Origin of the sequence: Corynebacterium sp. MC3, assembly GCF_900099485.1 — a bacterium.
Classification (GTDB): domain Bacteria; phylum Actinomycetota; class Actinomycetes; order Mycobacteriales; family Mycobacteriaceae; genus Corynebacterium; species Corynebacterium pseudogenitalium.
Genome location: NZ_LT622814.1, coordinates 253,438 through 274,161, shown reverse-complemented (window position 1 = coordinate 274,161; position 20,724 = coordinate 253,438). Strand labels below are relative to the sequence as shown.

At 62.4% G+C, this 20,724-nt stretch carries 17 protein-coding genes and 1 pseudogene; 7 read left to right on the top strand and 11 right to left on the bottom strand.

Going from position 1 to position 20,724, the window contains the following annotated elements:
* The first annotated feature begins 29 nt into the window (after positions 1-29).
* Together BQ4436_RS06070 and BQ4436_RS06065 are read left to right on the top strand one after the other, a co-directional pair.
* Positions 30-1,802, top strand: coding sequence for an acetyl/propionyl/methylcrotonyl-CoA carboxylase subunit alpha (locus tag BQ4436_RS06070; RefSeq protein ID WP_070975884.1), 1,773 nt, complete (start codon positions 30-32; stop codon positions 1,800-1,802).
* Positions 1,803-1,805: 3 nt separating this feature from the next.
* The gene (locus BQ4436_RS06065) at positions 1,806-2,291 is read left to right on the top strand and encodes a GNAT family N-acetyltransferase (protein WP_070975883.1); all 486 of its coding nucleotides are present in this window, start codon (positions 1,806-1,808) and stop codon (positions 2,289-2,291) included.
* On the opposite strand, the gene BQ4436_RS06060 is transcribed toward BQ4436_RS06065, so the two are convergent.
* Entirely contained in the window at positions 2,278-3,180 is a 903-nt protein-coding gene (locus BQ4436_RS06060) for a chymotrypsin family serine protease (RefSeq protein ID WP_070975881.1), read from the bottom strand. The two genes, BQ4436_RS06065 and BQ4436_RS06060, sit on opposite strands and share 14 nt — an antisense overlap.
* A 64-nt stretch (positions 3,181-3,244) precedes the next feature.
* Here BQ4436_RS06060 and BQ4436_RS06055 point away from each other — a divergent pair, with 64 nt between their 5' ends.
* Positions 3,245-3,742, top strand: a complete 498-nt coding sequence (locus BQ4436_RS06055; protein WP_070975880.1) for a GNAT family N-acetyltransferase — start codon at positions 3,245-3,247, stop codon at positions 3,740-3,742.
* A gap of 17 nt (positions 3,743-3,759) precedes the next feature.
* Here the strand turns inward: BQ4436_RS06055 and BQ4436_RS06050 are convergent, their stop codons facing one another.
* The 4 genes from BQ4436_RS06050 to prpD all read right to left on the bottom strand — a co-directional run bounded on the left by BQ4436_RS06050 (position 3,760) and on the right by prpD (position 11,050).
* Positions 3,760-7,209, bottom strand: a complete 3,450-nt coding sequence (locus tag BQ4436_RS06050; protein ID WP_255366139.1) for a pyruvate carboxylase — start codon at positions 7,207-7,209, stop codon at positions 3,760-3,762.
* Positions 7,210-7,404: 195 nt separating this feature from the next.
* Complete coding sequence (locus BQ4436_RS06045; RefSeq protein ID WP_070975877.1) at positions 7,405-8,565, bottom strand: bifunctional 2-methylcitrate synthase/citrate synthase; 1,161 nt, start codon at positions 8,563-8,565, stop codon at positions 7,405-7,407.
* Between the two features lie 51 nt (positions 8,566-8,616).
* On the bottom strand, positions 8,617-9,537 hold the full coding sequence (prpB, locus tag BQ4436_RS06040) for a methylisocitrate lyase (protein WP_070975875.1): 921 nt from the start codon (positions 9,535-9,537) through the stop codon (positions 8,617-8,619).
* A gap of 1 nt (position 9,538) precedes the next feature.
* On the bottom strand, positions 9,539-11,050 hold the full coding sequence (gene prpD / locus BQ4436_RS06035) for a 2-methylcitrate dehydratase PrpD (protein ID WP_070975873.1): 1,512 nt from the start codon (positions 11,048-11,050) through the stop codon (positions 9,539-9,541).
* Positions 11,051-11,237: 187 nt separating this feature from the next.
* On the opposite strand from prpD, the gene BQ4436_RS06030 reads away from it, so the two are divergent.
* Positions 11,238-12,548 carry a helix-turn-helix domain-containing protein gene (locus BQ4436_RS06030; protein WP_070477662.1) on the top strand — a complete coding sequence of 437 codons (1,311 nt, stop codon included), beginning with the start codon at positions 11,238-11,240 and terminating at the stop codon, positions 12,546-12,548.
* On the opposite strand, the gene BQ4436_RS06025 is transcribed toward BQ4436_RS06030, so the two are convergent.
* The 4 genes from BQ4436_RS06025 to upp form a co-directional block, all read right to left on the bottom strand.
* On the bottom strand, positions 12,529-13,935 hold the full coding sequence (locus tag BQ4436_RS06025; protein WP_070975871.1) for an NAD(P)H-quinone dehydrogenase: 1,407 nt from the start codon (positions 13,933-13,935) through the stop codon (positions 12,529-12,531). The genes BQ4436_RS06030 and BQ4436_RS06025 overlap by 20 nt on opposite strands.
* Positions 13,936-14,026: 91 nt before the next feature.
* Positions 14,027-15,205 (bottom strand): amidohydrolase, encoded by a 1,179-nt coding sequence (locus tag BQ4436_RS06020; RefSeq protein ID WP_070975869.1) that lies wholly within the window; start codon positions 15,203-15,205, stop codon positions 14,027-14,029.
* Between the two features lie 52 nt (positions 15,206-15,257).
* On the bottom strand, positions 15,258-15,575 hold the full coding sequence (locus tag BQ4436_RS06015) for a helix-turn-helix domain-containing protein (protein ID WP_255366138.1): 318 nt from the start codon (positions 15,573-15,575) through the stop codon (positions 15,258-15,260).
* Between the two features lie 100 nt (positions 15,576-15,675).
* Positions 15,676-16,311: a uracil phosphoribosyltransferase gene (upp, locus tag BQ4436_RS06010; protein ID WP_070477655.1), complete on the bottom strand. Its 636-nt coding sequence runs from the start codon at positions 16,309-16,311 to the stop codon at positions 15,676-15,678.
* 62 nt (positions 16,312-16,373) lie between these two features.
* Between upp and BQ4436_RS06005 the strand changes: the two genes are divergently transcribed.
* Both BQ4436_RS06005 and BQ4436_RS06000 read left to right on the top strand, forming a co-directional pair.
* Entirely contained in the window at positions 16,374-16,655 is a 282-nt protein-coding gene (locus BQ4436_RS06005; RefSeq protein ID WP_070362998.1) for a hypothetical protein, read from the top strand.
* A complete protein-coding gene (locus BQ4436_RS06000; protein WP_083329461.1) occupies positions 16,655-17,617 on the top strand; it encodes a C40 family peptidase in 963 nt (320 codons plus the stop codon). The genes BQ4436_RS06005 and BQ4436_RS06000 overlap by 1 nt, the downstream gene beginning before the upstream one ends.
* 178 nt (positions 17,618-17,795) lie before the next feature.
* Here the strand turns inward: BQ4436_RS06000 and BQ4436_RS12665 are convergent.
* Positions 17,796-17,855, bottom strand: a pseudogene (locus BQ4436_RS12665) (hypothetical protein); the annotation flags it as partial.
* A 1,077-nt stretch (positions 17,856-18,932) separates the two neighbouring features.
* On the opposite strand from BQ4436_RS12665, the gene BQ4436_RS05990 reads away from it, so the two are divergent.
* Positions 18,933-20,018 (top strand): trimeric intracellular cation channel family protein, encoded by a 1,086-nt coding sequence (locus tag BQ4436_RS05990; RefSeq protein WP_070975864.1) that lies wholly within the window; start codon positions 18,933-18,935, stop codon positions 20,016-20,018.
* On the opposite strand, the gene BQ4436_RS05985 is transcribed toward BQ4436_RS05990, so the two are convergent.
* Positions 20,015-20,704: a VIT1/CCC1 transporter family protein gene (locus tag BQ4436_RS05985; RefSeq protein WP_070975863.1), complete on the bottom strand. Its 690-nt coding sequence runs from the start codon at positions 20,702-20,704 to the stop codon at positions 20,015-20,017. The two genes, BQ4436_RS05990 and BQ4436_RS05985, sit on opposite strands and share 4 nt — an antisense overlap.
* Positions 20,705-20,724: the final 20 nt, after the last annotated feature.

The following is a 20,724-nucleotide window of genomic DNA, read 5'->3' as shown; positions in this document are numbered from 1 at the left end:
CAGACTCTTTGAGAAAGACGGGATTTTTTGTGCCTATTCACAATCAGCAAGTGACCAAGGTGTTGGTTGCAAACCGCGGCGAGATCGCGGTGCGCATCATTCGTGCTGCCCAGGATGAAGGCATCGCGTCCGTTGCGGTGTACGCAGACAGCGACGCGGCCGCACCATATGTTTCCCTTGCCGATGAAGCGTTCGCCCTCGGCGGGGAAACCGCCGCAGAGACCTATCTGGACATGGCGAAGCTGCTCAAAGTGGCGGCGGATTCGGGTGCGGACGCCGTTCACCCCGGCTACGGTTTCCTCGCCGAAAACGCTGAATTCGCACAGAAAGTTATCGACGCCGGTTTGACCTGGATCGGCCCCTCCCCCGAGGCTATCGCCACGCTGGGTGACAAGGTGGCGGCCCGTGCGATCGCCGAAGCTGTCGACGCCCCGATGGCCCCCGGCACGAAACATCCGGTCGCAGACGAACAGGAAGTCCTTGCGTTCGCAGATGAGCACGGCCTCCCGATCGCGATTAAGGCCGCCTACGGCGGCGGCGGACGCGGTATGAAGGTCGCGCATACGCGGGAAGAAATCCCGGAGCTGTTCGAGTCCGCGACCCGTGAGGCCGTTGCCGCTTTCGGCCGCGGCGAGTGCTTCGTGGAGCGCTACCTGGATAAGGCTCGCCACGTTGAGGCGCAGGTGCTCGCGGACCAGCACGGCAATGTCGTGGTCGTGGGTACCCGTGACTGCTCGCTGCAGCGCCGCTTCCAGAAGCTCATCGAGGAAGCCCCTGCACCGTTCCTCACCGATGAGCAGCGCGAGCGCATTGAGCGCTCCGCCGAGGCGATCTGTAAGGAAGCCGGCTACTCGGGCGCAGGCACCGTAGAGTACCTGGTTGGCGCTGACGGCCTGGTGTCTTTCTTGGAAGTCAACACGCGCCTCCAGGTAGAGCACCCGGTCACTGAGCTGACCACCGACCTGGACTTGGTACGCGAGCAGTTCCGTATCGCCCGCGGCGAGCAGCTCAGCATCACGGAGACCCCAACGCCGCGCGGGCACGCATTTGAGTTCCGCATCAACGGCGAGGACCCAACTATCAACTTCATGCCTTCTCCTGGCCCGATCAACGTCTACCGCGAGCCAGCCGGGCCCGGCGTGCGCGTGGACTCCGGCGTGCGCGAAGGTTCGGCGATTAACGGTCAGTTTGACTCGATGCTGGCCAAGCTGATCGTGTACGGCGCAACGCGCGAGGAAGCGCTGAATCGTGCCCGCCGCGCGCTTGCGGAATACGTCGTCGAGGGCATCCCGACCGTGATCCCCTTCCACCGCGCAATGGTCGAGCACGACGCCTTTATCGGCGACGGCACCTCGTTCGACGTCTACACTCGCTGGATCGAAGAGACCTGGGATGGCGAGATGCCAGCCGTCACCGCAGCTGATGGTGAAGGTGTGGAGGGCGAAGCAGGCGTCGATAAGCAGGTGTTTGCCGTGGAGGTTGACGGCCGCCGCATCGAGGTAGCCCTGCCTTCCGCACTCGTGCCCGGTGCGGGCCCTGCTCGCAAGCCGAAGAAGCGCCGCGCATCGGCCGCGAAGACCGCCGCATCCGGCGACGCCGTGACGGCGCCGATGCAGGGAACTTTAATCAAGGTCAACGTGGCAGAGGGCGACACCGTCGCTGAGGGCGACGTCCTCGTCGTGCTCGAGGCGATGAAGATGGAAAACCCGGTCAAGGCGCACAAGGATGGCGTCGTGACGGGCCTGGCCGCCGAGCAGGGCGCTCAAGCGGCCAAGGGCGCAACGCTCATGGAGTTGAAGTAGCCCATGGACTTTAGTTTCCGTCGGGCCACCGAGTCCGACCGCACGTACCTCGAGCGTATTTACTTCCTCGCCGAGGCGCACGGTGATGAATCGAGCGAACTGTTCAGTGACTACCCCACCTACGCCGCAGGCTACATCGGCGACTGGGATCCGGAGCGCGACGGCGGCGTCATCGTCTACGACGCCCTCGGCGTACCGGCCGGGGCGATCTGGCTGCGGTTCTGGGAGGATACCTCCGCCGTGGGGTGGGCAAACCTTGGGCCGGATATCCCCGAGTTCGCCATCGCGATTGAAGCCCGCGCGCAGGGCAAGGGCCTGTCACGCACGATGATTGAGCAGGCTTGCGAGCTCGCGCGCGACAAGGGTGCGCGACAGCTCGCTTTATCTGTCGACGCCGACAACCCCAAAGCCCGCCACGTCTATGAGAAATTCGGCTTCCGGGATGTTGCCGATGCCCCACACCCGGGCACCATGGTTATTGACCTCTAGCCGCTGCTATTGAGCGCCACGATTCGACGATAGAGACGATGTCGGGTGCCGCGGCGACGAGTACGCCCAACACGATTGCCAGCACGACTGGCAACACACCGCGCACTGCGGAGTCATCCTCGGAGGACAGCGAGTCCAGGCGCTTGCCCAACTGCGCCCCTGCCTTCGCGGCCGTTTCTACTGGGCGCTTGGCGGTGTGCACCACGGGGCCGTCGATATGGAACCAGCGCTTGAGCACCTCGATTTCGTCATCGCTGCCGTAGTCGCGGCCGTCTTCCGGGTGAACCGCGCGGGAAAGCCCGCGCACGCCCGACGATGAGGAGATGTTGCTCACGCCCGAGTACGGCCCGATCATTCCTTTGCCTTCGACCCACACGGGTGCACCGGAGTCGCCTGCCTGGCCATTTGGGAGCGTACTGAACACCGTGTTGCCGAGGCGCGCAGCGAACGAACCGCAGCGCTTCGCCTTCGTCACCCCGCCGTAGGTACACACGCGATCCTTCGAGGTCAGCGTCGTGCCTGGGGAAATAAGGGTGTCTCCGCTGAGCCAGTTCGGGCCGAGGGCCACGCCGTCGCCCCAGACCACCATGGCCCAGTCGTTCGCGGTGTAATCCTCCTCATCGCGGTACAACGGCGAGGGGATAAACGTTCCGGTGAGGCCTTCGGCCCCCTGGACGGTGACACGATCCCCGTTGCTGCCACAGTGGGCGCTGGTGTAGCTCACGCCCTGGTTTTTGTCATTCATCGCGACGGTGCATTTCACGTTGCTACCAACAACAATCAGACCCCCCTGCTGCACCACCGGCGCCGCGACCGCAGCCCCGTGTGAGATACCAAGGGCCAACGCCACAGTGACGGCCCCGATGCCGCGTGCAGTTCCTCCTCGCATAGGCCACAGAGTACCGCACGGCCCTGGCTGCGCCTATCCGTAGTAGTCGCGTTACAGTGGCACCATGACACAAAACAAGTCGTTTACTCTACGCCAAGCCACCGAATCAGACCGCATGTACCTGCAGCGCCTGAACTTTCTTGCGGACGTATTCGGCGATGAAACCGCGCCCGTCGGGCACGAGGAGCGCCTCGGGGTGACCGACTACGTGGACCACTGGGACCCGGAGCGCGACGGCGGCATTATCGCCTGCGATGAGTTCCGCACCCCCGCCGGTGGCGTGTGGCTGCGCTACTGGGATGACCCGGATGCAGGCCACGCAAACCTCGGCCCCGACGTGCCGGAGCTCGCCATCGCGGTGGAACGCCGCTTCGCAGGCCACCGGCTCGGCTCGAAACTGCTACGCGCAGTCATTGAGCTTGCAGCGCAACAAGGCGCGCCCCGCGTCGCTCTCTGGGTTGACCCAGACAACGAGCGTGCGCGCCACCGTTACGAGCAGTTCGGCTTCACCACGGTTGCCGACGATGCCAATGTCATGGTGTTTGACTGCAACGTCGGCTAACTGCGGCGAGAAACCCTTTAGGAGATCACGACGACCAGGTCGCCGCCCTCCACCTTGGTTGCCTGCGTGAAGGCGACTCGCTCGATGGTGCCGTCCTTCGTCGCCGAGATCGCGGCCTCCATCTTCATCGCTTCGATAGAAGCAACCTGGTCGCCGGCCTTGACTTCGTCGCCAGGCTTGACGGTCACGTTCACCACACCAGCGAACGGTGCCGCAACGTGGCCTTCCTGCGACGGATCAGCCTTCTCCACCTCGGCGACTGTGGACTCGGCGTTCTCGTCCCTGACCTGCATCGGACGGATCTGGCCGTTGACCGTCAGGATGACCTGGCGCATGCCCTTCTCATCGGGCTCGCCCACGGCGTCAAGGTTGACCACGAGCGGCGGCAGGTGATCCTCGAGCTCGCCGTACCAGATCATCGTCTCCTCACCCTCAACAAGGCCGTAGAAGAAGGTGCGGTCCGACAGGTGGTCCGTGATGCCGTAGGTGCGGCGGTGTTCCAGGAACTCCTTGTACTGCTTCGGGAACAGCAGCTGGTCCAGCGCAGCACGGCGCGTCACGTGGTCCTCGGAATCAAGGTCACCAGCGAGCTCTTCCGGCACGTCCACCGTGTGGTCGACTTCCTGGCGGTCCTCGAGCGCCTTGTCGCGCAGCAGCGGCCAGCCACCCGGAGGCGTACCCAGTTCACCCTGCAGGAAGCCGATGACGGACTCAGGGATGTCGTACTTGCGCGGGTTCTCCGCGAAGTCCTTCGGGTCCACGCCCGCACCCACCAGGTGCAGCGCAAGGTCACCCACAACCTTCGACGACGGCGTGACCTTCGTCGGGCGGCCGAGGATCTCGTTCACCGCGGCATAGTAGTCCTCGATGAGCTCGAAGCGGTTGCCCAGGCCCAGCGCCTTCGCCTGCGTACGCAGGTTGGAAAGCTGACCGCCCGGGATTTCGTGCTTGTACACACGACCGGTCGGGCCAGGAATACCAGATTCAAACGGAGCGTAAACCTGGCGCACGGCCTCCCAGTACGGCTCGAGGTCGCTGACAGCCTGCAGGTCAATGCCGGTGTCACGCTCGGTGTTCGCGAAGGCAGCAACGAGTGCGGACAGCGACGGCTGCGAGGTGGTACCCGCCAGCGGTGCCGACGCCACATCCACAATGTCCGCGCCAGCATTTGCGGCCGCCAGGTAGGTCGCTAGCTGGCCGCCAGCCGTGTCGTGAGTGTGCACGTGAACAGGCAGGTCGAAGCGCTCGCGCAGCGCCTTGACCAGTTTCGCGGCAGCGCCCGGACGCATCAGGCCGGCCATATCCTTGATCGCCAGGACGTGCGCGCCGGCGTCGACAATCTCTTCGGCCAGACGCAGGTAGTAGTCCAGCGTGTAGATGTCCTCGGCGGGGTCGAGCAGGTTGCCCGAGTACGCCATCGCAACCTCGGCGACGGTGGTGTTGGTCTCCAGAACAGCCTCGATAGCGGGGCGCATCTGGGAAACGTCGTTGAGGGCGTCGAAGATGCGGAAGATATCAATGCCTGACGACGCCGCCTCGTTCACGAACGCCTTCGTCACCGAGTCCGGGTACGGCGTGTAGCCCACGGTGTTGCGGCCGCGCAGCAGCATCTGGATATTCACGTTCGGGATGGCTTCACGCAGGGCGTCGAGACGCATCCACGGAGACTCGTGCAGGAAGCGCATGCCCACGTCGTAGGTGGCGCCGCCCCACGCCTCTACAGAGGCGAGCTGTGGCGTCATGTGGCCGACGTGCTTCGCCGCAGCGACCAGCGTGTTCGTACGGATGCGGGTTGCCAGCAGCGACTGGTGCGCATCGCGGAACGTCGTCTCGGTCACCCCGAGAGCCGTCTGGTTGCGGATCTTTTCCGCCCACTTCGTCGGGCCGAGCTCCAGCAGGTCGTCGCGGGAGCCACGTGGCAGGTCGCCGTAATCGAACTCCGGCAGTTTCTTCGAAGGACGAATCAAGGTCGGGCGTGGGCCGTTTGGCTTATTGACGGTCACGTTCGCCAGGTAGTCGAGGATCTTGCCGGCATCGTCAGCCGCGGCAGGAGCCTCAAGCAAGAACGGGTGATCGTTGATAAAGCCGGTGTTGATGCGCTTGAAGCGGAAGTCCTCGTCGGACAGCAGCGCGCGCAGGAAGCCAATATTGGTGGAGACACCGGTGACGGTGAACTCGTTAAGCGCGCGCAGTGCGCGGTCGACGGCGACCTGGAAGTTACGGCCACGGCACGTCATTTTCACAAGCAGGGAGTCGAAGTTCGGGGTGATCTCGGTACCGACGTTTGCGGAGCCGTCGAGACGCACACCCGCACCGCCTGGGGAGCTGTAGCCGGTGATCACACCGGAGTCCGGACGGAACCCGTTGTTCGGGTCCTCCGTGGTGATACGGCACTGCAGCGCGGCACCGTTCATCTCGATGAGGTCCTGGGTCAGGTGCACGTCCTCGAGCTTCGCGCCCGCAGCGATGTACATCTGGTTCTTCACGATGTCCACGCCGGTGATTTCCTCGGTGACGGTGTGCTCCACCTGGACACGCGGGTTCATCTCAATGAAGACGTGGTTGCCCTGCTCGTCGACGAGGAACTCGACGGTACCGGCGCCCTCGTAGTTGATCTCCTTACAGAAGTTCACCGCGTCCTGGCAGATGCGTTCACGCTGTTCCTGCGTGATGTGCTGTGCCGGAGCGATTTCGACGACCTTCTGGTGACGGCGCTGCAGCGAGCAGTCGCGCTCAAACAGGTGCACCACGTTGCCGTAGGAGTCCGCCATGATCTGCACCTCAATGTGCTGCGGGCGGATGACCGCTCGCTCGAGGTACACGTGGCCGTCGCCAAACGCTGCCTCCGCCTCGCGGGATGCCTCTGCCGCGAGGCGCTCGACATCTTCGATCTTCTCGATGAAGCGCATACCGCGCCCACCACCACCGGCGACTGCCTTGACGAAGACCGGGAAGGTGAATTCCTTCGCAATCTCGGCGAGCTCCGCCGGGTCAGTTGACGGCTCGGAGTCCTTCAACGTCGGCAGCCCGGCGCGCTCAGCAGCGTGCACAGCGGCCGCCTTGTCACCAGTCAGCTCAAGCGCCTCTGGGCTTGGGCCGATGAACTTAATGCCGTTGTCGCGGCAAGCGCGCGCAAGGTCTGCGCGCTCCGAGAGGAACCCATAGCCCGGGTAAATTGCATCGGCGCCGGTCTCTTTCGCCGCACGGATAATTTCGTCGATGTCCAGGTACGCCTTGACTGGCTGGCCCTCAACACCAATTCGTACGGCTTCGTCGGCGAACGGTCGGTGGTAGGACTTTCGGTCCTCGCGCGGGTACACCGCGACGGTTTTTGCGCCAGTCTCAAATGCTGCGCGGAAGGCACGAACCGCGATTTCGCCACGGTTTGCTACCAAGATCTTTTTGAATGCCGGGAGGTCATTCAGGGGGAGCTGCTCCATCGATGCAATCCTTCCATACTGTGACATACGTGACAGTTTGAATGTTATTTGGTTGGCCTGACAATCCTAACGCAGGTTGGCGCCACACCACGGGAAAATGCACAATTGCATCTGTTCCCATAGCGATTACCCCCCAAGTTGGGGTCAGCGGTCAACGCCTCTCATATAAAAACAAACAAAACGGATGGTCCGCCCCAAAGGCAGACCACCCGTCGTTCTGGCTTACTGCGGCTGGTAGGTGCCGTCCAGGTGACGCTCCTCCGGGCCGTTGTACGCGGACAGTGGGCGGATCAGCGAGTTGTTCTCGTACTGCTCAATGATGTGCGCGGTCCAGCCGGTGATGCGGCTCATCACGAACAGCGGCGTGAAGAACTCGATGTCAAAGCCCAGGATGTAGTAGGACGGGCCGGACGGGAAGTCCAGGTTCGGGCGGATGTTGATGGACGTGTTCTCGTACATCGTCTTCGCCATGATGTCGTAGATTTCCACCCACTTCTCGGCGCCCTGGTCCTTGTGCTCCGCGGCGAGCTTCTTGAACGCGGCTTCCATGGTCGGCACGCGCGAGTCGCCCTTCTTGTACACGCGGTGGCCGAAGCCCATGACGAGCTCCTTGTTCTTCAGCTTGTTCAGGCACCACTGCTCCGCGTTTGCTAGGTCGTCGATTTCCTTCATGTGGTGCATGACGAACTCGTTCGCGCCACCGTGCAGCGGGCCCTTCAGTGCGCCGATCGCCGCGGTGATCGCAGACCAGGCGTCGGACTGCGTCGAGGTCACCGTGCGGGCGGTGAAGGTGGACGCGTTGAAGGAGTGCTCCGCGTAGAGAATCATGGTCTTCTCGAATGCCTCGATATCCGACGGGATGGTTGCCGGGGCCCCTTCTTCGTCACCGAAGACCATCCAGAGGAAGTTCTCCGAGAAGCCCTTGTCCTTGCTCGGGGCGATGTAGCCCTTGCCCTGGCGGCGGCGAATGTCGGTGGCCACGATGGTCGGCAGCTTCGCCAGCAGCTCGGTACCGATCTTGCGGATGTGGTCAGCATCCGGGGTGAACTTGTACTCGTCGCGGGTGCCCAGGAAGGACACTGCGGTGCGCAGCACGTCCATCGGGTGGCAGTCCTTCGGCAGGTAGTTAATGACCTGGATGAGTTCCTCATCGATGTCGCGGTTGTTCATGCATCCGAGGCGGAACTCCTCTGCGCCCGACTTGTCTGGCAGCTCGCCGTGCCAAAGCAGGTACGCAACCTCTTCGAAGGTGCAGTGCTCTGCCAGCTCGTGGACCGGGTAACCGTAGTACAGCAGGGAGTTGGTCTCAGGGTTGACCTTGGAGATTGCGGTGTAGTCCGCAACGACGCCAGCGAGGCCCTTCTTGATTTCTTGAGTGGTCATGGGATGAAGTCCTTTCGGGATAGGGATTGGGTTAGGGATGCGGGATAGGGATTACTCGAATGTGGACGAGTAGGTGTCCTTGGAATATGTGAAGACGGACTGGTCGAACTGGTTGAAGTCTTCGTACTTGACCAGCTCGTATAGGCGGGACCTGTGCTGCATGCGGTCCAACCACGGCTCCTGCGTGCCGGTTTCCGCGATGTCGCGGAGCATGGCCTCGGTCTGCCCCATTGCGAGGCGGAACGTGGTCACCGGCCAGATCACCGCGTTATAGCCGAGGTCCTGCAAGGTTCCGGCGGAGAGCAGCTTGGTCTTACCGAACTCCGTCATGTTCGCCAGCAACGGGATATCGACGGCCTTGCGGAAGGTCTCGAAGTCCTTCTCGGTATAGAGCGCTTCCGTAAAGATAAGGTCCGCGCCGGCATCTGCGTAAGCCTTGGCCCGCTCGATTGCGGAGTCGATGCCCTCGATGCCAGCTGCGTCGGTACGCGCGCAGATGACGAATGCATCGTCGTGGCGCTCCTTTACTGCGGCGCTGATGCGTCGCACCATCAGGTCGCGCGGCACTACTTCCTTGCCGTCGAGGTGCCCGCAGCGCTTCGGGTTGACCTGGTCCTCCAGGTGCAGCGAGGCAAGCCCCGCGGCCTCGAACTCAGCCACAGTGCGTGCTGCGGACATCGGTTCGCCGAAGCCGGTGTCGGCGTCGATAAGCACTGGAAGGTTCGTAGCGCGAGCGATGTGCCCGCCGCGCTGCGCGACCTCCGTCAGTGTGGTCAGCCCGATATCCGGCAGGCCTAGGTCGTTGGCAAGCACCGCGCCGGAGACGTAGACACCTTCGAAGCCACCGATGTCCTCGATGAGTCGAGCCGTCAGCGGATTGAACGCGCCGGGCAGTTTTGTAATTTCGGCGGACTCGAGTGAGGCCCGCAGCGCCAGTCGGCGCTCATTTGGCGTTGTATCAGGAACAAACATCTTAGAAAATCCCTCCTGGGATCTGAGGAGCATTGGCTTGCGCGTCCGCGTTCACCTTGATGTTGAGCTTGCTCAAGTCGGTGAGCTGCTCGAGGTTCTGCACGTCCGCAAGGAAACGGTCCTGCTCTTCCTTATCGACGATCCCCTCCGCCAGCGTGCGGAACTTCTGGATGTACTGCTCACGGGCAAACGGGCGCGCCCCCAGTGGGTGAGCGTCCGCCACGGCCATCTCATCCTCGATGACGGTGCCGTCGTTGAAGGTGATGACGGCCTTTGCGCCGAACGCCTTCTCGGCCGGGTCCTGCGAGTGGTATCGACGCGTCCACTCTGGGTCCTCGACCGTGGAGATCTTGTGCCACAGCGTGATCGTCTCAGGGCGGTTCGCGCGCTCAGGAGCGTAGGAATCGACGTGGTGCCACGTGCCGTCCTCGAGCGCTACGGCGAAGATGTACATGATCGAGTGGTCGAGGGTCTCGCGGGACGCCTTCGGGTCCATCTTCTGCGGGTCGTTCGCGCCGGTACCGATGACGTAGTGCGTGTGGTGCGAGGTGTGCAGCACGATCGACTCGATATCGGCGGTGGACTTACCGGCATCCGCGATGGTCTGCTTCATGCGGCGCGCCAGGTCGATTGGGGCCTGCGACTGGTACTCAGCCGAATGCTCCTTGGTGTAGGTATCCAGGATTGCGCGCTTTGCCTCACCGTCTGCAGGCAGTGGCACCACGTAGGTGCGTTCTGGGGAGTGCAGCATCCAGGCGATGAAGCCGTCCTCGCCCTCCCAAATCGGAGCGGGTGCGCCCTCGCCGCGCATCGCGCGGTCGACGGCCTCGATGCCCATCTTGCCCGCGAATGCCGGGGCGGACGCCTTCCAAGAAGAGATGAGGCCCTTGCGGGACTGGCGCGTCGCCGTCGTAGTGTGCAGCGCCTGGCCAACCGCCTGGTAGATGGTATCAATGTCCAGGTTCAGCATGGTGCCCAGACCCGCCGCAACAGATGGGCCGAGGTGCGCCACGTGGTCAATCTTCCACTCGTGCAGGCAAATACCCTTGACCAGGTTGACCTGGATCTCGTAACCGGTCGCGATACCACGGATCAGCGCCTTACCGTCGAGGCCCTTGTGCTGTGCTACTGCGAGGATCGGCGGAATGTTGTCGCCCGGGTGGGAGTACTCCGCCGCGAGGAAGGTGTCGTGGAAGTCCAGCTCGCGGACCGCTGTACCGTTGGCGAATGCGGCCCACTCTGCGGAGTAGGAGCCGTCGACACCAAAAATCTGCGCACCGCCTTCGGATACTGGATGTGCCTCCGCCATCACGCGAGCGGTCGCGACTGGGCGGCGACCGTAGGAAGCGACGGCGACCGACGCATTGTCGATAATGCGGTTGATGATCATCTCAGTCGTATCAGCTGGAACCTCTACCGGGTCTGCTGCAACCTTGGCGATCTTGTATGCGAGGTGCTCTTCAATCGGGAAATCTTCTGCCGAACGGTGCGTGCGCACGTTGTGTTCGATCATCTTGGCTCCTTCGTCTTCGTTGTAGTTCCGCTACCGCGAAACCTCGTTGATGTTGCAGCTCATACTAGGGAGCCAAATGTGATGCGGGCCATGATTTTCGCATGTAAACTTCTGCGTACAAATTCTGCTACTTGTGCAAATTCTGTTAACTACGCAGTACACGCATACAAAATGGGAGAAAGGTACGATGGCAAAGCTGTACGCGGGGGCAAAGATACAGACGCTCCGCCATGAACTCGAACTCACACAAGGCGAAATGGCCCGCCGCATAGACATCTCAACGAGCTACCTCAACCAGCTCGAAAACGACCAGCGTCCACTCACCGTCAGCGTGCTCCTCCAACTCACCCACGCGTTTCAGCTCTCCACCACGTTCTTCTCCCCCGATGAAGACCAACGCGTGGTCAACGAGCTTTCCGAGCTACTCCCCGACGTCCCGCAGCCGAAACTGCACGAGTTCGCACAGCGCTTCCCCGACATCGCCAACTCCTTACGGGCGCTGACTTCACCCGAGACCACCGACTCCGAACACCCCCACGCACTCGTGCGTGAATTCTTCCAGAACCACAAGAACTACTTCCACGAGCTCGACGTTGCTGCCGAACAGCTCGCAGCGCACGCCGCGAACCGGCAACTGCGACTGACACGCCTCGCGGCAACCTTCGACAGGGAATACGGCATCCAAGTGCGCTTCAACCAATACGCCCACGGCCCCCGCTCGACCCTGCAGCACGACCAGCGCGAGATCCGCCTACGCACCGGACTCACCGAGTCCCAGCAGTGCTTTGAACTCGCCTACCACTACGGCCGCACCGCCTTCGCGGAGCTCATCGACGAGTACGTCCGCGACACTTTCGACGAATCGACACAGCCCGAGCCCGTCCAGCTCGCGCGCCACGGGTTGGCGCAGTACTTCGCCGCCGCTGTCACCATGCCCTACGCTGAGCTCCTCCAAGCTGCCGAAGAAACCCGCTACGACATCGACGTCATCTCCGCGCGCTTCGGCACTGGTTTCGAGTCAACCTGCCAACGCCTCGCGACGTTGCAGCGCCCCGGCGCAGAGGCGATTCCGTTCGTCTTCGTGCGCACCGACCGGGCAGGCAACATTTCGAAGCGGCAGTCATCGACAGCCTTCCACTTCTCGCGCCACGGTGGGGGCTGCCCGTTGTGGGTCGTGCACCGCGCGTTTGAAACTTCGAATAGAGTGACGCGTCAGGTCGCCGTCATGCCGGACGGCCGGACCTACCTATGGATTGCGCGGATGGTGCAGGGCCCCGTCGTGGGGTTCGATTCCCCGCGGCGGGAACACGCGGTGGTGCTGGGCTGCGATATCGCATTCGCCCAGCGCATGATTTACGCCGACGGGCTGAACATCTCCCCCGAATCGGCAACAAAAATCGGCCCCGGCTGCGCTACCTGCCCACGAACATCCTGTCCGCAGCGAGCGTTTCCGGGGCCGCCTAGTTCTAGCCGGAGCGCTAGTCCAGATCAGACTTAGAGATCAGCCTGCGTGCCGCCTCCGTAATCGAACCGGACAGGGACGGGTATACCGCCATCGAGTTCGCCAGCTGGCGCACAGTCAGGTCGTTGGCTACCGCGATGGTCAGCGACAGAATCAGTTCGGAGGCAGTCGGTGCGACGATCACGCCGCCGAGTACCTGGCCGGAGCCCTTGCGGGCGAAGATCTTCACAAAACCGTGCTGGAGGGAACGCATCTTTGCGCGAGGGTTCGTCGCCAAGTCTAGCTTGTAGATGTCCGCGTCAACCTCGCCGTCGGTGATCTGCTGCTGCGTCACACCGACCGCGGCGATCTCCGGGCGGGTAAAGACCGCGTTGCCCACCGTCTTCAGGCGCACCGGTGACACGCCCTCGCCCAACGCGTGGTCGACCGCAATGCGGCCCTGCTGCGCCGCGACGGATGCCAGCGGCATCAGGTCGCTGCAGTCACCCGCAGCGTAAATACCTGCAACGTTGGTACGCGACACACGGTCAACAATGATGTGGCCCGACGGGGCGACTTCCACACCGGCCGCCTCCAGGTTGAGGTCCGCCGTGTTCGGAATCGAACCAATGGACATCATCACGTGCGAACCGGCGATCTCGCGCCCGTCCGTCGTGCGCACAACCACGCCGTCGCCGGTGTTCGTCACCGACTCCACGCGAGCGTGTTTCTCCAAGTGGACGCCACGGCCCGCGAGCACCTCCTCGAGCACGTCAGCGGCATCGGCGTCATCGTGCGGCAGGATGCGGTCACGCGAAGCAACCATGGTCACCTCGACGCCCAACTCAGCGAACGCAGAAACAAACTCAGCACCGGTCACACCGGAACCGACCACGATCAGGTGCGTCGGCATCTCCTGCAGGCTGTACATCTGACGCCAGTTCAGGATGCGCTCGCCGTCCGGCTCAGCGCCCGGCAGCACGCGCGGGTTCGCGCCGGTGCACACCAGCACCATGTCGCAATCAATAATCTCGGTGTCTTTACCCTCGCAGTGCACCTCCACGCGGTGCGTGGTGTGACCGTGCTGTTGGTCCGTAAAACGAGCGCGCCCCTGGATAAGGCGCACGCCACGCTGCTCCAACTGCTTAGCGATGTCACTGGACTGCTTATCAGCCAGCGCGATCACGCGTGCGTTCAGGGCGGTCAGCGAAAGCTGGGCTTCCCCAAGCCCGTGGTTGAGCCCCATGTCGTCTGCACGGCGAAGGTCCGTCTTAATGTTGGCGCCGGCGATAAAGCTCTTCGAAGGAACAACGTCCTTGCGGATAGCGGAGCCGCCCAAACCATTGTCTTCCACAATGGTGATATCGGCCCCGTACTTTGATGCAACCAGCGCAGCCTCGTAACCAGCTGGCCCTCCGCCAATGATGACGATCTTCTTCGACACCTACATACTCCTCAACGGTCTTCGTCGTTCGCACAAATACCTGGCTAGTCTACACGGCCGCCCACGGCTTCGTTACCAACCAAAAGTTGCACTAGCTGAGGTTTTCGGCGTACTTTTCGACGACCCCTCCGAACAAACGCACCCCAACTTCAAGTGCTCGCTCATCAATATCAAGGTTGCCTTGGTGCAGGTCCTGCATCTCTCCCTCACCGCTCCAGGCACCGAGCCGGAACATCGACCCGGGGACGCGCTCCAGGTACCAAGAGAAGTCCTCCCCGCCCGAGGACTGCGGCGCGGTCACCACCGCGTGTGGGTCGATCCTGCGCCCTGCCTGTACCCCGATCGCCGTCGCGGCGTCATCGTTGAGCACCGGTGGCACGCCCCGCATGTAGTCGAGGTGGTACGTGCACCCGGTCGGTGCGACGACGAGGTCAATCAGGTCAGTGACCAGATCTTCGAGGATCCGCCACGTCCCGATATCCGCTGTCCGCAACGTGCCCAGTAGCTCGCCTGTCTTCGGGATCGCGTTCGCCGCGTCGCCCGACTCGACGTGCCCGAACACCATCACCGTGCCCGTACGCGGGTCGACCCGGCGCGACAGCAGCGCCGGCAACTGCGTAATCAGCGCCCCGAGCGCGTAGACCACGTCCGCCGAAAGCTGCGGGCGAGAGGTGTGGCCGCCAGGCCCGTTGACCGTAATGCGCAGCACGTCCGACGCCGAGGTAATCGCGCCCGTGCGCACACCGATCTGGCCTACGCGCAGTTTCGGTTCAGCGTGGAGGGCGTAAATGCTCGCGACATCCTGCAGCGCGCCCCACTCGATCACGTCGAGCGCACCGCCGTTCATCACTTCTTCCGCCGGCTGAAAGATGATGCGTACGCCGAGCGGCAGCTGGACCGTCGATAAGGCGCACGCCAGCGCGAGCGCCACCGTCGTATGCACGTCGTGGCCGCACGAGTGGGAAACGCCCGGGTGCTGGGATGCGAACGGCAAACCGGTTTGCTCAGGCACTTTCAGAGCGTCGATGTCGCCGCGGAACGCGAGCCGCTTGCCGTCTTTTGGGCCCAGGTCGACGTAGAGTCCCGTGCCGGGAAAGAGGACGGGCTCAAGACCGTGCTCACGCAGCACCTTCGCAATGAACTCGGTGGTGGCGAACTCTTGGTTGGAAAGCTCCGGGTAGGAGTGGAAGTGACGGCGCCACTCCACCATTGTCAAGTGATGTTCCTTCACCCATTGGTCTACCGCGCGCGCAATTCCTCCGGCCGTCATTGTGTATGTTCACCCTTCACCCAGCATTTGTGCGCGTGGCTCCCACTGCGCCTTATTGTGGCAATGATTCTACGCTCATCTCCGCCGAATCTTGCGACTGGTCGTGTTCGTCCATCTGCTCCTCGTCCGCTGGAAGCAGCTGCAGGGGCGAAACATCGAGCGCGGCAGCGATCCGGTAGATCGTCGAAAGCGTGGGATCAGCAGCCCTATTCCTGTTGTAGCTATTGCGCTCCAGGTTAGAGAGCAGCGAACGAGAGATCCCCGCCCGCTCCGCCAGGTACGCCTGCGATAGCCCCTGCATTGTTCGCAGCGCGCGGATCTTCTCCCCTAACGCAAACGCATAGCTGGCCCAGTACTGGTCCGAATCCACGTCCGAAAAACGTGCGCCAAGACTCCCCTGAAAGAACACGTATACCCCCTCGTGTACGTAACAAACTTCCGGTGATTATATCCGACGCACGTTACTTTGACTAGAGGTCAATATTGCGTGGCCCGTACAACCTATCTCCGGCGTCACCGAGGCCCGGCACGATGTACGCGTCCTCGTTGAGCCCTGGGTCAATGACGGCGGTGATCAGTCGCACCGATCCGCCGTGCTGCTTCAGCTTGTCGACGCCCGGCTGCGCACTGACCATGCACACACAGGTAATGTCGTCTGCCCCACGGCCTTCCAACAGTTCAATCGCGTGGATGAGGGAACCGCCCGTGGCCAGCATCGGATCAACCAAGAACACCGGCTGTCCCGACAGGTCGTCGGGCAGCGCCTCGAGGTATGGAACCGGCTCGTGCGTCTTCTCGTCGCGCGCCATGCCGATGAAGCCGACCTGCGCGTCCGGGATCATGGACAACGCCGGGTCAATCATTCCGAGGCCGGCACGGATGATCGGAACAATAATTGGGGGCTTTTCCAAGCGAACGCCGGTGGCTGTTGCAACCGGCGTTTTGGTTTCAAAGGTTTCGGTTTTCAGGTCACGCGACGCCTCATAAATCAGCATCGCGCCTAGGTCAGCGAGTGCGGCACGAAACGCGGTGTTGTCGCTTCGCTCATCGCGCATCAGTGTCAGACGGGAGGCTGCTAGGGGGTGGTCAACAACGGTAATTTCCATGATTCACATGGTAATTGAAATTCGGAGGGAACCGTTTACTGACTCTGTGCGTCCAACCTCTTATGACTACTTTCGCTTTTGACCAATCAACGATCCATTCGCACGCTGACTCGCTACGCGACGACGCCGCTGCGCTCCAACCACTGCCAAACGTTCCGGTTCCCAATGTGTGGCCGCTCGCGGAGTTCAGCCAGGCGCTCTCGCAGGCCGTGGAGCAGGAAAACGCGAGAAGCGAGGCTTTGAGTGAGGAAGCAAGCCGCGTCGCTTTCGCGATGCTCCTGGCTGTAAAAGCGGCCATCAGCGTTGATGAGCGATTCAGCAACCTTCTTCAGGCGGTGTTGTGATGGCTGCACTGGCTGCGGGCATTGACCCGATCGCGGCAGCGCAGCTCATTCTGCGACACGTCCCTGCCCCACTTCCCCAACTCCCATTCCTGTCCACTCCAGATTTTTCCGCCATCGAGCCCCTTGCCGCGTTCGTAGGGGCGCACCCTGCGGGCCAGACGCTGCGCAATGCTGCGAACCTGCTGGGGAAAGATCGCGACACCATTGTGAAGATGTTCGGCCAGGCAAGCAGCCTCGTGTTCTTTGCCGCCAAAGACCTGAGCAATATCGTGGTTGACCTCATCCGAGACACCCAGCCGCTCATCCCACTGCTACTCAACCCTGCAACTGCGATCGGAGCGGGGATCAAGATCGCCGCCCAGGTCGCGTGGGCGGTCACCCAGGCTGGGCTCACGCTCAACGGACTGGCGAACGACCTCGCACCACTGGCCAAGCAGCTCTCAGGGATCGTGGCATACGCAGCGAGCCAACCCGCTATTGCCGCATCCTCGCAAGCAAAAGCCGCCATGTACGAGCTCGAGCGCCACATCACAGCCCGCGAACTCCCTCACGCTAAGAACGAGGTCACCCAGCTCGCCGCCGTTCAGCAGGCGGGACCTCCTCCCTCCCGGGGTGGCTCGGCAACTGGTGAGGCTGCGGTCGCGGCGGCGAAACAACAGCTCGGAACACGGTACGCGTGGGGTGGATCTGCGCCCGGCGGGTTCGACTGCTCCGGGCTGACAAGCTGGGCGTATCGGCAGGCCGGTGTGGAGCTACCACGCCTAGCTCAAGAGCAGAATATCGGGCAACAGGTCCGCTACGAGGACCTACAACCGGGCGACCTCGCGGTGTGGGATGGACACGTTGCCATGTACGCCGGTGACGGGATGCTCATCGAAGCTGGCGACCCAGTTCAGATGAACCCAGTACGAACAGAAAACATGGGAATGGCCTTCAAAGGTTTCTGGCGTCCAACAGCGTGATAGATTTGCTGCATGATTACCCGTGCTATTTTGCCCGTCAAGCTTTCACTGACCGACGGCGATTTCTACACCCTGTGGGCGCCAACCTGGAAGGAGCACGGCTCCGAGTGGCAGGCCTTTTTCGGCGATGAAAACTCGGTGCTCGTCTTCGAATCTCCCGAGGCGCTGCTCGCATACGTCAATAACACGCCGAAGCATGACCTGGCGGACCACCCCAAGTGGGAGCAGTTCTCCAACCAGGGCGACGACCGTGTGGTGCCGAATGACAAGCAGTACTTCGACATCATTGGTGCACCGGAGTTGCTGGCTGGCCGCCCAAGCCACGAGAACGTCTCGCACCTGTCCCGCGTGTTGCAGATTTCGCGCTCCCTCGCGGAGGTAGCGGCGGCAGAGCCAGCACTGATCTTCTTCGCCTCTCACTCGATTTTGGGCAACGTCAACCGCGGCTCTGATCACTACCAGGGTGAGAACGGCCTGGACGAGTGGTCTGGTGTCGGCCGCGTCGTGCTGGCGAACTGGGAAGAGGTAGTCAAATCCCTCGATGAGTCGGTCCGCGTGGTGCAGACGGACTCCATCGACGCGGCAGCGGTCAGCGCGGCTGCCACAGCTATCGAGGCCGCACGAAAGGCCCGCGAAGAGGCGAAGCAGCAAGCCAGCGAGGCCGAGCGTGCTGAGCAGGAAGCGCAAGACCCATACGACAACTCCGCGTGGGCACGTGCCGGAATCGACCCAGTGAAGGTTTCCATCCAGGGCAAGAGCGTCTACACGTTGCGCACCTACTTGGGCTCCAACCCAGTATTCCTGGGCAAGTACGGTGAAATCTTCACGTTCCCGTCAACCAAACACCTTGGACGCTGGATTATCGAGAACGATGACCATGACCTCGCCGCAGTAGCAACCTGGCCTGACCTGGTTACCCTGGCCAACGCTGGTGAGCTCGAGGTCACCGTCCACCCGGACAACTCCTACTCCTTCAACGGCATCGCGCAGGACATCAAGCAGGGCGTCGATAGCGTCGATACCAAGCAGATGGCGAAGGCCTACGAGCTGCTTGCCGACGCCGCCGACTGGGCCAAGGACGACTCGCTCAATTCATTCCTCCTGGCAAACCCACGCATGCAGGACTACCTGGCGTACATGCTAGGCTCCACCGAAGCCGCAGGCTACGTCCCATCTGCGCCGTTTACGGATAAGGCTGAGGCGTGGAACGAGATGGAGCTGCAGCTCATCAAGCGCTTCTCCAAGTTCTAGTCGCAGCCTAAATTCCTGAGGCCGTCGAAGACGCCGGATTCTGGCACACGTAAAATGTGCCACCATGGACCAGGTCGATCCGTTAATCTCCGCTATTTATCGTTGGTTCGATGTATCCGGTGTCTTACTGATGGGCATCATCGGTGGCACAATCGCACGCCACCGTGGCTACGACATCATCGGGTTTTTCTTCATCGCGATGCTCTCCGCACTCGGCGGAGGCATGCTTCGCGACGTCCTCATCAACGAAGGCACCGTGGCGGCAATGAGCCAGCCGGAGTACCTCATCCTGGCTTTTACCGGCGCGGTGATCGCGCGCTTTACATACTTCAAAGGGCGCGCGTGGAGCGTGCTTGAAAGCCATGGCGACGCCTTCGTCTCAGCGCTGTGGGCGGCCACCGGGGCGTCGAAAGCCCTGACGTACGGGCTGCCGGTCCTGCCTGCGATCATGATGGGCGTGTTCACCGCGACGGGCGGCGGCATGATCCGCGACGTCGTCACCGGCCGCGAGCCGAGTGTCTTCGGCAACAACCAACCAACGGTCATTCCAGCCGTGGCATGCTCTGTCATCGTGTTGCTTGGGCACGCCACGGGCCACATGGCGATCGGGATGGTGTTTGGCCCGATGGTGAGTTTCGGACTCTTCCTGCTCGGCTACTACGGAAACTGGCGGATCTCCACGAACTCCGAGTTCGCTCCGGTAAACCAGACCGCGGCACACCTCGCGGAACTGGCTCGGAAAGCGGAGCGTCGCTCACGCAACATCGCGCGTGAACTCGAGCCGACCCGCGTGCGCTCCTGGCGCCACCGCCAGATGGAAAAGGCGCTCCAGCGCAGGATCGAATCGGAGGTCAAGCGCGGCAAAGGGCGTAAAGAGGCCGTGCACGAGGCAGACGCATTCCTGCAGGAATTCACCTCCCAGTTCGAGGCGATTGATGCTGAGGACAAGCAGGATGTGACGGAGGGGGCGTCGACAAGCGAGTCGCTGCTCGACGGCATCGGGGTGGATCTCTCCGGCGATTCCTACGACGAAGACCGCAACCTTGATCAGACCGCCAGCAAGATGCTGGACATGATTCTGCAGGACGACAAACTCACCGACGAACTCATCGAGCGGCTGGTCAAGCAGTACGAAGCGCGAAACTCTTAGAGCGCCGCGGTGCCGAAGGCCCAGCCGGCGCCGAAGGTGATAGCAAGGCCGAGTGCGCCACCAATGACCAGGCGCAGCACGGCGCGCGTCACGCTCGCGCCACCGATGCGGGCAGAGATCGCGCCAGTTGCCGCCAGCGCCACGAGAGTCACAATGAACGTCGACGCCACACGCCACGAGTCTGGCGGAAGTAGCACCGCAGCGAGCGGCAGCAACGCACCGAGGAAGAAGGAAATGAACGACGCAATGGCCGCGGACCATGGGTTCGCAAGGTCGTCCTCGTCGATGCCGTAGTGCATTTCCAAGTGGGCCTTGATGGGGTCCTCGGCGGTGCGCTCCTTCGCCACCTTCAGCGCCGTCTTCGAGCTCAAACCAGACGCGACGTAGCCTGCGACCAGGTGCTCGAACTCCTCGTGCGGGTCCTCCTTGTGCAGCTCGAGCTCGCGCTCAATGAAGGCGTTTTCCATATCTCGCTGGGAGGACACGGACACGTACTCGCCGAGCGCCATCGACACTGCGCCACCGATCAGCGCGGCGATGCCGGCCGTAGCGATCGCGGGAACGTTCGGGGTAGCACCCGCGACGCCGACGACGACCGCGGCCGTCGAGACGATGCCGTCATTCGCGCCGAGCACCGCCGCGCGCAGCTTGTTCAGCCGCTCATTCATGCCTTCAACCGCAACCATGCGCTACATCGTGGCTGAAA